The organism is Chryseobacterium sp. 7 (assembly GCF_003663845.1).
In the GTDB taxonomy this organism is placed as follows: Bacteria; Bacteroidota; Bacteroidia; order Flavobacteriales; family Weeksellaceae; genus Chryseobacterium.
In genome coordinates this window covers 2,169,887-2,182,340 of record NZ_RCCA01000001.1, presented here as the reverse complement: position 1 = coordinate 2,182,340, position 12,454 = coordinate 2,169,887, and the positions used below count along the sequence as shown (strand labels likewise).

14 protein-coding genes are annotated in these 12,454 nt (G+C 36.2%); 7 read left to right on the top strand and 7 right to left on the bottom strand.

The window, feature by feature from the left end; all coding sequences use genetic code 11:
• Window positions 1-2: 2 nt before the first annotated feature.
• Window positions 3-932 (bottom strand): alpha/beta hydrolase, encoded by a 930-nt coding sequence (locus tag CLU97_RS10045; protein ID WP_121487805.1) that lies wholly within the window; start codon window positions 930-932, stop codon window positions 3-5.
• Window positions 933-1,090: 158 nt separating this feature from the next.
• On the opposite strand from CLU97_RS10045, the gene CLU97_RS10040 reads away from it, so the two are divergent.
• Window positions 1,091-1,471 (top strand): winged helix-turn-helix transcriptional regulator, encoded by a 381-nt coding sequence (locus tag CLU97_RS10040; RefSeq protein ID WP_121487804.1) that lies wholly within the window; start codon window positions 1,091-1,093, stop codon window positions 1,469-1,471.
• A 78-nt stretch (window positions 1,472-1,549) separates the two neighbouring features.
• Here CLU97_RS10040 and CLU97_RS10035 read toward each other — a convergent pair whose 3' ends face one another.
• Complete coding sequence (locus CLU97_RS10035) at window positions 1,550-2,734, bottom strand: MFS transporter (protein WP_121487803.1); 1,185 nt, start codon at window positions 2,732-2,734, stop codon at window positions 1,550-1,552.
• A gap of 245 nt (window positions 2,735-2,979) precedes the next feature.
• On the opposite strand from CLU97_RS10035, the gene CLU97_RS10030 reads away from it, so the two are divergent.
• The gene (locus CLU97_RS10030) at window positions 2,980-3,711 is read left to right on the top strand and encodes an MBL fold metallo-hydrolase (RefSeq protein WP_121487802.1); all 732 of its coding nucleotides are present in this window, start codon (window positions 2,980-2,982) and stop codon (window positions 3,709-3,711) included.
• Between the two features lie 18 nt (window positions 3,712-3,729).
• Here the strand turns inward: CLU97_RS10030 and CLU97_RS10025 are convergent, their stop codons facing one another.
• Entirely contained in the window at window positions 3,730-4,071 is a 342-nt protein-coding gene (locus CLU97_RS10025) for a helix-turn-helix transcriptional regulator (protein ID WP_121487801.1), read from the bottom strand.
• Between the two features lie 527 nt (window positions 4,072-4,598).
• Window positions 4,599-5,225 (bottom strand): chloramphenicol acetyltransferase, encoded by a 627-nt coding sequence (locus tag CLU97_RS10020; protein ID WP_121487800.1) that lies wholly within the window; start codon window positions 5,223-5,225, stop codon window positions 4,599-4,601.
• 221 nt (window positions 5,226-5,446) lie between these two features.
• Here CLU97_RS10020 and CLU97_RS10015 point away from each other — a divergent pair, with 221 nt between their 5' ends.
• The 4 genes from CLU97_RS10015 to CLU97_RS10000 all read left to right on the top strand — a co-directional run bounded on the left by CLU97_RS10015 (window position 5,447) and on the right by CLU97_RS10000 (window position 8,537).
• Window positions 5,447-6,292 carry an NAD(P)-dependent oxidoreductase gene (locus tag CLU97_RS10015; protein WP_228437626.1) on the top strand — a complete coding sequence of 282 codons (846 nt, stop codon included), beginning with the start codon at window positions 5,447-5,449 and terminating at the stop codon, window positions 6,290-6,292.
• An 11-nt stretch (window positions 6,293-6,303) separates the two neighbouring features.
• Window positions 6,304-6,750: a PPC domain-containing DNA-binding protein gene (locus CLU97_RS10010; protein ID WP_121487798.1), complete on the top strand. Its 447-nt coding sequence runs from the start codon at window positions 6,304-6,306 to the stop codon at window positions 6,748-6,750.
• Window positions 6,751-6,798: 48 nt separating this feature from the next.
• Window positions 6,799-7,383, top strand: coding sequence for a Crp/Fnr family transcriptional regulator (locus tag CLU97_RS10005; RefSeq protein ID WP_121487797.1), 585 nt, complete (start codon window positions 6,799-6,801; stop codon window positions 7,381-7,383).
• 86 nt (window positions 7,384-7,469) lie between these two features.
• Window positions 7,470-8,537: an SDR family oxidoreductase gene (locus CLU97_RS10000; RefSeq protein ID WP_121487796.1), complete on the top strand. Its 1,068-nt coding sequence runs from the start codon at window positions 7,470-7,472 to the stop codon at window positions 8,535-8,537.
• Between the two features lie 233 nt (window positions 8,538-8,770).
• On the opposite strand, the gene CLU97_RS09995 is transcribed toward CLU97_RS10000, so the two are convergent.
• The 3 genes from CLU97_RS09995 to CLU97_RS09985 are packed head-to-tail and all read right to left on the bottom strand — an operon-like array spanning window position 8,771 to window position 10,790.
• Window positions 8,771-9,574 (bottom strand): helix-turn-helix domain-containing protein, encoded by an 804-nt coding sequence (locus CLU97_RS09995; RefSeq protein ID WP_121487795.1) that lies wholly within the window; start codon window positions 9,572-9,574, stop codon window positions 8,771-8,773.
• Between the two features lie 18 nt (window positions 9,575-9,592).
• Window positions 9,593-9,994 (bottom strand): GlcG/HbpS family heme-binding protein, encoded by a 402-nt coding sequence (locus tag CLU97_RS09990; RefSeq protein ID WP_121489699.1) that lies wholly within the window; start codon window positions 9,992-9,994, stop codon window positions 9,593-9,595.
• 4 nt (window positions 9,995-9,998) lie between these two features.
• Entirely contained in the window at window positions 9,999-10,790 is a 792-nt protein-coding gene (locus CLU97_RS09985; RefSeq protein ID WP_121487794.1) for an SDR family oxidoreductase, read from the bottom strand.
• Window positions 10,791-10,989: 199 nt separating this feature from the next.
• On the opposite strand from CLU97_RS09985, the gene CLU97_RS09980 reads away from it, so the two are divergent.
• Complete coding sequence (locus tag CLU97_RS09980; RefSeq protein WP_121487793.1) at window positions 10,990-12,438, top strand: S41 family peptidase; 1,449 nt, start codon at window positions 10,990-10,992, stop codon at window positions 12,436-12,438.
• The last annotated feature ends 16 nt before the right edge of the window (window positions 12,439-12,454 follow it).

The following is a 12,454-nucleotide window of genomic DNA, read 5'->3' as shown; positions in this document are numbered from 1 at the left end:
TTTTATTCGTCAGATTTTAAATTTTGATGGGCAAAAGAAGCCATTTCATTCACTGCTGACTGTACTTCTTCCAACAGTTCTCCCATGTGCATAAATCCATGAACCATATCTTTGTAAAGGCTTGTTTTAAGCTCAACCCCTCCATTTTCCATATTTTCAGAAAGCTGTTTTCCATCATCCAGCAAAGGATCATGCTCTGCCAGAATGATTAAGGTAGGCGGTGTTTCTTTAAAGTCTTTAATCAAAATAGGAATCGCAAGGGGATTATCTTTTTCTTCTTTCGGAAGATAGCCAGCCCAGGCTTCTATACCACCTTGTTTGTTAAGAACTGGACCGTTTTCATAGATTTTCCAGGTTTTAGAGTTCAATTGATTGTCTACTGCAGGATAAATCAATACCTGAAATTTCAACTGTTTTCCTAGCTGAGTAGAAACTGCCGTTGACAAGGCACCACCTGCACTGTCACCAATGATTCCAACCTTATCAGGATCAATTCCTAGAGATTCTGCATTGTCGAATACCCATTTTACCCCATCAATACAATCATTTAAACCAGCTGGAAAAGGATGTTCCGGAGCAAGACGGTAATCTATAAAAATCACTACGGATCCTGTTCTATTAGCTAGCTTACGGACTACAGCATCATGAGTCTCATATCCTCCAGCGATAAACCAGCCTCCATGAATATAAATAATAGCTGGCGCCTTTTGTGTGTCACTTCCCTTAGGACGATAAATCCGAATGGGAATCTGATGATTTTCTTGTTGAATATTCAGTTCTTCAATCATGGCCACGGGTTCTTTTTTCCCGCTAAGCTGGAAAGACATGGTTTCAAGGAATTTACGTGCACCATCTAAAGAATCCTGAGGATTAAAAGGTTGTATGGTTTCTAAATGATTTAAAATCTGTGTTATTTTAGGCGTTAATTGCATTGTATTTTTTATTTAAATTATTGTTACTTCTGCTGAGAACTTTAGCGCTATTGTTCTTTAGGCAGTATATTTTCTATTTCGATGAACAAAATTAAATCTCAAACCTTACATTTGCATTGTATACAGCTAAATGTATGGTACTAACAAATTTGTAAGTAATGGGAACGATAAAAGAAAATTCAACGAATAATATCAACAAAAAGTATATCCAGGGATGCGATCTGAGCTATGCAGTATGCAGAATCGGTGGACGTTGGAAGCTGATTATTTTAAACAAGTTAAAAGACGGAAAACTCCGTTTCAGTGAAATCAGAAACTCTATTTCAGGAATAACGGAAAGAATGCTAACCCTTCAGCTGAGAGAGCTGGAAAAAGAAAGCCTTGTAAAAAGAACCGTCCATGCTGAAGTTCCGCCAAGGGTAGATTATGAATTGACAGCTATTGCCAGAGAATTGATCCCCATCTGGAAGCAGCTTGATGAATGGGGAGGAAGACACAGAGAATTAATGCAGGCACAGGAAGATGCTGTAGATTTATAATAAAAAAGTTTCGAGGATTTTATCGCAGATAAAATCCCTGAAACTCTAAAAAATCAGAAATGTAAAACAAATTCTGTTTTATGCTTTATTGACTCTTTTACAAAATAATATATGCGCTATCAATGCCAATACGCCAAATACTGTACCTACAAAACAGACACCAGTCCATTGAGCCTTTTGCCAGGCAATAGAAGCCAGCCAGGTTCCCAGTGATCCTCCAATGAAATAAGATACCATATAAACGGTATTAAGCCTGTTCACAGCATTTGATTTAATTAAAAAATAATTGGTCTGGTTCATAATATGGCTCGACTGTACTCCTAAATCAACAAGAATTACCCCTACAATCAGCCCCCAATACGTTTCTCCTGCAAAATAGGTAAAGCCCCAGCTTCCAATAACGATTAATAAAGAATACAGTATGATTCGGTTAATATCCAGATATTTTTGCAATTTTCCCACTTTGGCTGCGGCTAAAGCGCCTACAGCACCTGCCAATCCAAAACTGCCCACTACAGAAGATCCAGCATTAAAAGGAGGTTTCTCCATATGAAAAACCAGTGTGGTAAATAAAGCACACATAGATCCAAATGCCATTGCTCCACGGAATGATGCCAGCTGAAGGACAGGCTGTGTTTTCGCAAGCTGGGCAACAGAACGCATCAGTTCTTTGTAGGTACCTTTAAAGTTAGGAGACATTTCAGGAAGCATTTTATAGACAGCCAGCCAAACCAGAATCATCAATCCTGCAGCAATACCAAACATGGCTCTCCAACCCCAAACCTCTCCTACAATTCCTCCTATAAAACGGGAAAGAAGAATTCCTAGCAATAACCCGGACATTACCAATCCGATATTGGAGGATTTTTCTTTATCTGACGATAGTTCTGCGGCAATGGGGACAAACAACTGCGGAATAACCGATGTAGCTCCAATCAGTAAGCTGGCAGCATACAGCATCCACAACTGAGTCGCAAAAGTCATCCACAAAAGTGATCCGAACACCAGAAACAGATCAATTAAAATTAATTTCTTGCGAAAAAATTTATCTCCCAACGGAACTATTAACAGCAATCCCAATGCATACCCGATCTGCGTAAGTACAGAAATTTTACTCGCAGCACTTTCAGAAACCTGAAGCTCTTCAGAAATAAGGGCTAATAAAGGCTGATTATAATAATTGTTGGCCACTACAAGCCCGGAAATAATGGACATAAGCCAGATCACAGTCCGGGAAATACCATGGGAAGAACTCTCCTGCATTACGTATAAAGTTTTATTTGAATTGAAAGTAATCCAACGGCAGCTGCCGCCAGATTTTTAAGAGATCAAAGATAATCATTAAAAAAAGAATTGATCAGCTTCCTTCCTTTACATTTTCATGAATAGCGCAGGATTTTGCAGTAAGTAGAATAATTTCAGCATTCTGCCTCTATGATTGTTTTTATTGATAATATATATCGACGAAAAACTTTTTGAATATTAGAAATATTGAGGAAATTTGCAGCATGAAAATCATTCCACTCAAAGAAGGCAATTTTTCGGCAAGTAAAACCAAAGACTTTACTCTTTTAACCGAAGAAAATTTTGATACAATCGGAGGAATCAAAATGTCTGTTCAGCCGTTTCTTATTATTACTGAAAATGATTATATCCTTTTAGATGCCGGTATTGGCTGGAAAAATGAGTCCGGAATAACTGTAGTCTCAGAAATTCTGGAAAACAATAATATTCGTCCTGAACAGATCACAAAATTATTGTTGTCCCATCTTCATAAAGATCATATTGAAGGAGCTGTGAAGCTTACGGAAAATGGTTTCGAGGCTGCTTTTCCGAATGCCCAGATCTATATCCAAAAACGTGAACTGGATTTTGCGATGGAAAAGAAAGGCAATCCTTCTTTTGATTTTGATATCCTGGAAAAATTGATCAAACTTCCAAATATTATATGGATGAATGAAGATCATGGACAGATCACAGATGAAATTTCCTATGAAGTAGTAGGTGGCCATACCCCTTTTATGCAGGTTTTCTGGATCAAGGAAAATGGGGAAACGGTTTTCTACGGTGCTGATGACCTGCCACAGGCTTCCTATTTAAAATATCACTTAGCCTATAAAAGTGATTTTGATGGCAGAAAAGCAATGGAACTAAGGCTTAAGTGGGAAAAAGAAGCAAGAGAAAACAATTGGAAAATTCTTTTGTATCATGATCTGGACAAAGCCATAATAAACGTTTAAATACAGAAAAAAAATGGTTTAAAATTCATTAAACCATTTATAAATATCAAATTCAGAAGGAATATTCAGCTTTTTTCTGATCCTGTTTTTCCTGTTCTGTATTGCTTTTGGAGTTACAAAGATATAGGTTGCAATTTCCTTGGTGGTCATGTTGAGCTTAAGGTAAATGCAAAAGATCAATTCAGAATTTTTAAGGATAGGCTGTATATCAGATAACTTCTTAAAAAAATCAGGATAAACCAATCGGAATTTATTCAGGAGACGAGGAGAATTGCTTTTGGCTAATGCCATTATTTCGTCCTGTACACGAATTTTTTGATCTAAATTTTCTAAATCAGTTTCAGTTTTTCTATTTTTCATAATAATTTTTCATCTCTACTTATTTTTCAGATGCCAGCGTCTTTTTTGTGCATCCATACAAAGTCTTTTCCTAATATCAATCTGTATTCTGCTAATTTAATATCGGCAACAAAATGATTTTTAGATATTCAAAATTCAATGGTTTTTATTAATTCAACTCAATGGTTTACAATATTTAATAATATTCTATAAATAATTAAGTTAAAAAACATCACCTATAAATTTCGGTTTATTTTTATCCTGACAAAGAAAGAAAAAATGATTAAAATTTTGTTAAATATGCGTACCACATAGATACCACGTTACATTGTAAGCAAAATATCACAACAGCTTTTATCAGCCTGTTTCCCATTATCTCCCCTCCCATTTTGGTTATGGTAAATATAGAGGCTTTGTGTGTTTACTTTTTATGATCTTGATCAATGTTTTTCAGCCTGTTCATCACAGAAATAAAAAAGGAGTATCCATAATAAAAAGCAGGATTTATTGTAAATCCTGCTTTTGGGTAAGTTATATTGTGTTTATTACTATTGATCAAGCTGCTTTTGGAACTCTTCCAGGTATTTGGAAAGGTGAATTCCGTCTGCCAGCCCATGATGTGCTTCAATAGAAACCGGAAGATATTTTCTGCCTTCTCTGATGTTGAACCTTCCAAAAGCAATTTTGGGAACCGATTCTGTGGTATTAAAATCTGTAGGATGCAATATTGCACTGAACGAATTCCACGGAATAGTAGTATGCCTGATGTGATCCTTCCCCAGCCTTTCATTGCTTAACCTTAATCCTGTAGTGGCATGAACTCCTTTTATCTCTTCCTGTAAAGCAGTGTTGAATGTTTCAAAATCTTCAGAAAAAGGAGTAAATGAAAAACCAAAAGTACCATCCGGTCTTCCGATTGTACTGCCCGCATGAACTATATCAAACTGTATTACCTGCCCATCAATAATTCTGAGCTTTAATTCATCCACCGTATTGACTGCCACCATAGATTTGTGAAAATAATAAGCAAAAAATGAATATTCCTTTTCTTTTGCCGTATCGTAGGCTTTTGTACAGTCTACCTCTGTTGTAAATCCAAAATAAGGGCTTGCCATATTAGAAAAAAATTCAAAATGTTCTTTCCTGTTCCAGTTCTCTATATCTACAATCTTCATTGATTCTTATTTGCTGCAAATTTCTGAAAGTTTCTCCGGTTTTAAAAACTTATACTTAAAAATATAATTAAAACTTAACTTTGTAATGGGGCTATTTGGTCGATATTTTGCTGCAAAACAGATGTATTTTACCTACTTATTAACCTATCTTCATATAACTCATTTTCATTCAGAAGGTTGAAAACATAAAATTTTAATTAATAACAAAATAAAAGATGACAATGGAAAAAATCGGATTCATCGGATTAGGAAATATGGGTCACCCTATGGCAAAGAATATTGAAAAAGCAGGATTTCCACTTTCAGTATATAACAGATCACCGGAAAAAGCTAAAGATTTCGAAGAAAAATCTACCATCTCTACTCAAATTAAATACCTTGTACAAAACAGCGATATTATATTCACAATGCTGACCAACGACAATGCTGTAAAAGCAGTATACGAAGAAATTCTTCCCTTAGACATTCAAGGGAAACTCTTTATAGATATGAGTACCATCTCCCCGGAAGCTTCTACAGAAACTGCATCTGCCTTGAAAATAAAAGAAGCTTCGTTTATTGATGCTCCTGTAGCAGGCAGTACCCAGCCAGCAAAGGAAGGAACACTGATCATTATGGCAGGAGGTGAAGAAAAAGATATCCAGCGTGCTATGCCCTACCTTTTGAAAATGGGAAAATCTGTAAAACATTTAGGTGAAAACGGAAAAGGAATCGCAGGAAAACTATCGATCAATTATTTTCTGTCTGCCATTTATCAGGGACTGGCGGAAACTGTTTTACTATCAGAAAAGTTAGGAATTGAAAGATCAGACATGCTGAAAATCATCAATGAAAGTGCCAGTGGAAGCGGTGCTACCAAAGTAAAAACACCTCTGTTGATTGCAGATCAGTACGCTCCGGCATTTGCCCTTGATCTGATGCTGAAAGATATTCTTCTTGCTAAAAATGCAGGCGCAGATTATCCTCTGTCTGAAGCTTTGATTAAAACATATCAAAATGCGCATGATAATGGTTTTGGTCATGATGACGTTATCGGAATCATCAATTATCTGAAAACTATAGAATAAATATAGAACTGATGAATTACAAAGGAAAAAATTGGTCTGCAAAAAAAGTAGACCAGATTTATATAGTTAGTCTTGATAATCATTCCAGTATTGTGGAAGGTTTAACAGATTTTATTCAAAACCAGAATATTCAGGCAGGAGAAGTAACCGGAATAGGAGCTGTGAGTGAAGCTACGCTACGTTTCTTTAACCCATCAACAAAAAAATATGTGGATAAGACTTTCAAAGAACAAATGGAGGTCACCAATATTTCCGGAAATGTATCTGAAATAGAAGGAAAATCCACTCTTCATCTTCACATTACGCTGGGAAGAGAAGATTACACGGCTTTGGCAGGACATCTGCTGGACGCAAAAATTCAGGGAGCTGCGGAATTTATCTTTTATCCATTGAATACAAGAGTGGTAAAAGTGAAGAATGAAGAAATAGGAATCAATCTCTATGATTTTGAAAAGTAGAACATTAATTGTGGTTGAAAATAGTATTTTTGATGAAATATTTATCTGATGTTTGAAGTGTTGCTTTCGCATATTGAAAATAAGGTTGATATCACAGACGAGCAGAAAAATCAGGTTCAGTCTTATTTTATCCTTAAAAAACTTCGTAGAAAACAGTATCTGCTTCAGGAAGGAGATATCTGCAAGTCATTGTCGTTTGTAAGCAAGGGTTTGCTCAAGTCTTATTTTCTGGATGAAAAAGGAAATGAGCACATCAATATGTTTGCCTTTGAAGGCTGGTGGATTTCAGATTTTAATAGTTTCATCAATCAGGAAAAATCTGTACTGAATATTGATGCCATTGAAGAAGCTGAAGTACTGATGATCACTTTGGAAAACTATGAAAAAATGATGCTGGAAATCCCGGTGATGGATCGTTATTTCAGAATTTTATATCAAAACAGTCTCGTTACGAAAGATTACAGACTCATTGTGTCAAATAGCTACACTGCCGAGGAAAAATACCTTCAACTGGCACAAAAGAATCCGGAAATGATCAAAAGAGTTCCACACAACCTTATCGCCTCTTACCTTGGTATGGCCCCTGAAACCATAAGCAGAATCCGTAAAAAGAATTCTCTGAATAACACTTGATCCAGATCAACGCAAATGCATGACCCAAATCAAGGGTAAAAGCCTGACGACAGCCATAATTTTGTACAAGAAATTTTACAATACTTATGGAAAATATTGCATTGGTAGTGGGCGCTACCGGAATTACAGGAAGTAACCTTGCAGAAGAATTAATTGCACAGGGCTGGACAACCTATGGATTATCCAGAAATCCAGATACCAATACCCAAGGTCTTCGTCCTATTAAAGCAGATCTGATGAATGAGCAGAACCTTGCAGAAGCATTAGAAGGGATCTCTCCTACTCATATTTACTTTACCACATGGATGCGCAACGATACTGAAGAAGAAAATATCCGTGTCAACAGTACACTGGTAAGAAACCTATTAAATGTTTTATCTCCTAAAAAATCAGTTCAGCATGTGGCTTTGGTTACAGGGCTTAAACATTATCTGGGGCCATTTGAGGCTTATGCTAAAGAAGGCGTTTTACCGGAAACTCCCGTCCGCGAAGAACATCCACGGCTTCCGCTCCCCAACTTTTATTATGCACAGGAAGACGAAGTATACAAAGCTTCAGAAAGAGATGGTTTTACATGGAGCATTCACAGGCCTCACACCGTGGTTGGATATGCCGTGGGAAATCTTATGAATATTGGAGCAACTTTGGCCGTGTACGCCAGCATCTGCAAAGAAACCGGAAGAAAGTTCATCTGGCCAGGCTCTGAAGCACAATGGAACGGTATTTCTGATGTGACGGATGCCAGAATATTAGCTAAACAGTTGGTTTGGGCATCATCTACAAAATCAGCCCAAAATCAGGCTTTTAATATTGTCAATGGAGATGTTTTCCGATGGAAATGGTTATGGAAAAGACTGGCAGATTGGTTTGGTATAGAAGCCGAAGGTTTCAACGGTAGCTTACGACCTCTTGAAAAAGAGCTGGAAAACGACCACGAAATCTGGACAGCCATTGCAGAAAAATATAATCTCAAAGAAACCAATCTGGATAGATTGTCATCCGCATGGCATACCGATCTGGATCTTGGAAGACCTCTGGAAGTAATGTGTGACATGTCCAAAAGCAGAAAACTAGGCTTTACAGCTTATACAAGTACAGAAGACTCTTTTATCAATGTCTTTGAAAGACTGAGATCTGAAAATATGATTCCTTAATAACTTGTAGAGAAACGCAAAGAAGCAGGAAATTACAAATGATTGATAGATTCTCGCAGATTTTGTGATTAATCAACGGGCAATAAAATAATGCTTTGAAATATCCAGGATTAAATTTTATCGGAGATAAAATCTTCGCGTCTTAGAACAGTCACATTATAAAACCTTTCTTGCGTCTTTGCGTTTTTCCAACAGTTACATATAATATAATTGTGTTTTTTTATGGTTAAAAGTTATACCTCCGTAGTTGTCACTCCAAATTTCTTTTTGAAAGAAGAATAAAAGTGAGATAAATTCTCAAAACCCAGATCAAGATAAATATCTGAAGGCTTTTTATCTCTGTTCTTAATCAAATAATACGCTTCCTTTAATCTTTTTTCTTTCAGCCAGTGTTTGGGAGTCATTTCAAAAGTTTTGCTGAAATCTCTTTTAAACCCCGAAAGACTGCGCCCTGTAAGCTTTGCAAAAGCATCTACTGAGACATTGAACATAAAGTTTTTATTCATAAACTCTTTAAGATCAATTTTATGAGGTTCAGAAAAATCAAAAAGAAGATTGCTAAGATCAGGATTACTCAATAACAGTAATTCTATAGCCTCTTTTACCTTTAAATCAGCTAACTTGGCAGATATTCCCTGCGCTTTATTAATGTAAGGAATAAGAGATGTAAAATAGCTCTTAAAAAAATCATCAGGTTTAAAAAATAACCGTTGATTATCTGGGAAAGGGGTATTTACAGCTATTTTATTTTCAGCGGCATACTGTCTCAGTGTTTCATCATCCAATGTGATGGAAACAAACTGATACTTTTCATGAGCAGATGGATATTTAATAGTTCTGATCAGTTGATTTTTTCTAACCAGAACTACTGTATTTTCTTTGATTACTGTTTTACCATGTTCATGAAAAGCATGAGTCTCTCCGGATATCTGAAACCCCAGAAAGTGATCAGGAATAAACTCCTCATGCCCTCTGTAAGATTCGAAAGCACATGAATAAACCAGTTTGTCAAATATGATTTCAGAAGTATTTTCCATGATACAAATATCTGAAATTTAAGCAATAGCATGAGCTCCTGCCTCTGCAATTTCTTTATCCTGCTCAGGAGTTCCCCCTGAAGAACCTACTGCACCTATAATTTTTCCTTCTGCATTTTGAAGGACAATGCCACCTGCAATGGTTAAAATTCCGTCATTAGAATTCAGCATTCCATATCCATTAATACCGGTTTCTGAAATAATATCTCCCATTACATCACTGTTTATTCCAAACATAGCCGCGGTTCTTGCTTTTTTAATGGCAAAATCAATTACGCCATAAACACTATCAAGTCTTGCCAATGCAACAGGATGCCCTCCGGCATCTACTACCGCAATACTCACAGGAATATTCAGAAATAATGCCTTTTCCTTTGCCGCCTGTAAAACCTTTTCGGCAGTTTTATAACTCAATTCCATGATGTTAGCTTTTTGCGGTCCATGCATCTGCCTGAAGCTGTTTTACAAACTCTTCGGTTTCCTTCGGGTGTACATTCCTAAAGTTGCTGTTATCATCAAGAGCTACATTCACAATAACGTCTGCCATAGATTGTGGATCAAGCTGGTGTGCTAAAGATTCAGCAGCTCCGTCAAAAGCCGATTCCGGAGTGAAATTGGTTTTCGGATCATACCAGTGGAAAATAGAATCTACTCCCCTGTCATTGAAACCTGTTCCAAATACCCCCGGATTACAAGTTGCAATCTTGATATTAAATGGTGCAAGTTCAGTTCTCAAACCTTCTGCAATAGACTCTAAGGCATGTTTTGAAGAGCAATAAGCTGCAACATAAGGAACCGTCCATAAACCTCCCATTGAAGAGGTGAACACAATCTTACCTTCCTTCTTTTCCACAAACTTTTTGATATAGCCCTGTGCAAGATTCAGAGCACCAAATACATTCACTTCAAACATAGAACGGATAATATCTACGGGCTGCTCGGCAATAGGACCGCCTTCCATAATCCCGGCATTGCTGATGAGAATATCAATATCACCATATTTCTTTAAGATATAATCTACATCTCTTTGGTTCGTTACATCTAGCTTGTCCACAGTCAGATCAACTCCCTGTTCTTTTGCTTCATGGATTAAATCACTCATCTGAGGATAGACCTGAGCTGTAGCGATTACTTTATGTCCTTTTTTAGCAAGATCAAAAGCCGCAATCTTCCCAAATCCGCTTGCTGCACCTGTAATTAAAATTGTTTTACTCATTGTTATTCTTTTTTAAATGATGGTACAAAGTTCATAGATTTTCAGAAGGATGATATTGGCGCAACGTTCATTTTTGTATTGCTGAAAAGTTCAAAAAAATCATTCAAATGAAATATTTCTCCAGATAAATATCATTCCAAATCATAAAAAAACAGATTTATCGTTAGATTTGTAACCTTTAAAAACTAAAAACCAACGTATGCTTAAAATTAAGACACTCCTTTTAATTTTTATCACCTCTTCTTCTTTCAGCTTGGCTCAAAACTGTACTTGTGAAAGTAATTATGAGTGGGTGAAAAAAACTTTCGAGGAAAATGATGCAGGATATCAGTATATCATTGATAAAAAAGGCGTTTCAGCTTATCAGGCACATAATGATGACTTTCTGAAAAAAATTAAAAATTCAAAATCCGATACAGAATGTTATCAGACCATTTATGATTGGTTCAAATTTTTCAGATCCGGACATTTTTCAATCTCAAAAATTGAAAATAAAACGGCTGAAGCTCCACTAATAGTTAATGAAAATGCCAAAACAGAACTGGTAAAAATAGATATTGAAAAGTTCAAAAAAGAAGCTGCATCTAAAAAAGACATAGACATTGAAGGTATCTGGGCAGTTGAACCTTATACCATAGGAATTAAAAAGATTGGAGAAGCCTATAAAGGATTCATTATCGAGTCCGGAGCGGAAAACTGGAAACCTAATGAGTTGAAATTGATTTTCAACGCCGATAAAACCAAAGGAACCTACTATTTAAGAAATAAATCTGGTCAGGAAATTTACAATATAAGGCTTGTTGGAAAAAACTATCTTGAAATCAATGATTTTACCTTGAAAAGAGTTTCCCCTAAATTTGAAAAAGAGGAAGAAATTGAAACGCATTATCAGGCAATCACGGCTCAAAAACCTTTTCTGAAAGAACTTAACAAAACTACACTACTTTTGAGAATCCCTTCATTCAATGGGGCTTTGAAAAAAGATATAGACAGTGTCATTACAGCCAATCAATCTAAAATTGAAAGTACGGAAAACCTTATTATTGATATTAGAAATAACGGAGGTGGCAGTGATGGCAGTTTTGCTAAAATTATTCCATACCTGTATACCAATCCTATCAGAAGTGTAAGAACGCAATTTTATTCTACAAAACTGAATAATCAGAGAATGGTAGACCTGTATGAAAACTATCAAAAATATGGAATATCTCCGGAGGATAGAGAATATTTAAAAAAAGCCAATGATAAACTCAATAAAAACTTAGGAAAATTCGTAAGTCTGCAGGACGATGGAAATTTAGTGGGAATCAATAAAATGGATAAAATCTCACCCTATCCAAAGAATGTAGGGATTATCATCAATAAAGGAAACGGAAGTACTGCAGAAGAATTTTTACTCGCCGCTAAACAGAGTAAAAAAGTAAAGCTTTTCGGGACAACCACTGCCGGAGTTCTGGATATCTCCAATATGTATTTCATAAATTCACCTTGTAACGAGTTTAAAATGGGATATGCTCTTTCCAAAAGCTTCAGGATTCCCGATATGGCTATTGATGAAAAAGGTATTCAGCCGGACTATTTCATTGATAAAACCATCCCGGATTATCAATGGATTGACTTTGTAAATGATGTACTGAATGAAAAATAAATGATACAGGCTGTTT

Excerpts from the sequence above, each read along its gene's own strand:
- CLU97_RS10045 (WP_121487805.1), bottom strand. The coding sequence starts at position 932 with ATGCAATTAACGCCTAAAATAACACAGATTTTAAATCATTTAGAAACC.
- CLU97_RS10040 (WP_121487804.1), top strand. The coding sequence starts at position 1,091 with ATGGGAACGATAAAAGAAAATTCAACGAATAATATCAACAAAAAGTAT.
- CLU97_RS10035 (WP_121487803.1), bottom strand. The coding sequence starts at position 2,734 with ATGCAGGAGAGTTCTTCCCATGGTATTTCCCGGACTGTGATCTGGCTT.
- CLU97_RS10030 (WP_121487802.1), top strand. The coding sequence starts at position 2,980 with ATGAAAATCATTCCACTCAAAGAAGGCAATTTTTCGGCAAGTAAAACC.
- CLU97_RS10025 (WP_121487801.1), bottom strand. The coding sequence starts at position 4,071 with ATGAAAAATAGAAAAACTGAAACTGATTTAGAAAATTTAGATCAAAAA.
- CLU97_RS10020 (WP_121487800.1), bottom strand. The coding sequence starts at position 5,225 with ATGAAGATTGTAGATATAGAGAACTGGAACAGGAAAGAACATTTTGAA.
- CLU97_RS10015 (WP_228437626.1), top strand. The coding sequence starts at position 5,447 with ATGGAAAAAATCGGATTCATCGGATTAGGAAATATGGGTCACCCTATG.
- CLU97_RS10010 (WP_121487798.1), top strand. The coding sequence starts at position 6,304 with ATGAATTACAAAGGAAAAAATTGGTCTGCAAAAAAAGTAGACCAGATT.
- CLU97_RS10005 (WP_121487797.1), top strand. The coding sequence starts at position 6,799 with ATGTTTGAAGTGTTGCTTTCGCATATTGAAAATAAGGTTGATATCACA.
- CLU97_RS10000 (WP_121487796.1), top strand. The coding sequence starts at position 7,470 with ATGGAAAATATTGCATTGGTAGTGGGCGCTACCGGAATTACAGGAAGT.
- CLU97_RS09995 (WP_121487795.1), bottom strand. The coding sequence starts at position 9,574 with ATGGAAAATACTTCTGAAATCATATTTGACAAACTGGTTTATTCATGT.
- CLU97_RS09990 (WP_121489699.1), bottom strand. The coding sequence starts at position 9,994 with ATGGAATTGAGTTATAAAACTGCCGAAAAGGTTTTACAGGCGGCAAAG.
- CLU97_RS09985 (WP_121487794.1), bottom strand. The coding sequence starts at position 10,790 with ATGAGTAAAACAATTTTAATTACAGGTGCAGCAAGCGGATTTGGGAAG.
- CLU97_RS09980 (WP_121487793.1), top strand. The coding sequence starts at position 10,990 with ATGCTTAAAATTAAGACACTCCTTTTAATTTTTATCACCTCTTCTTCT.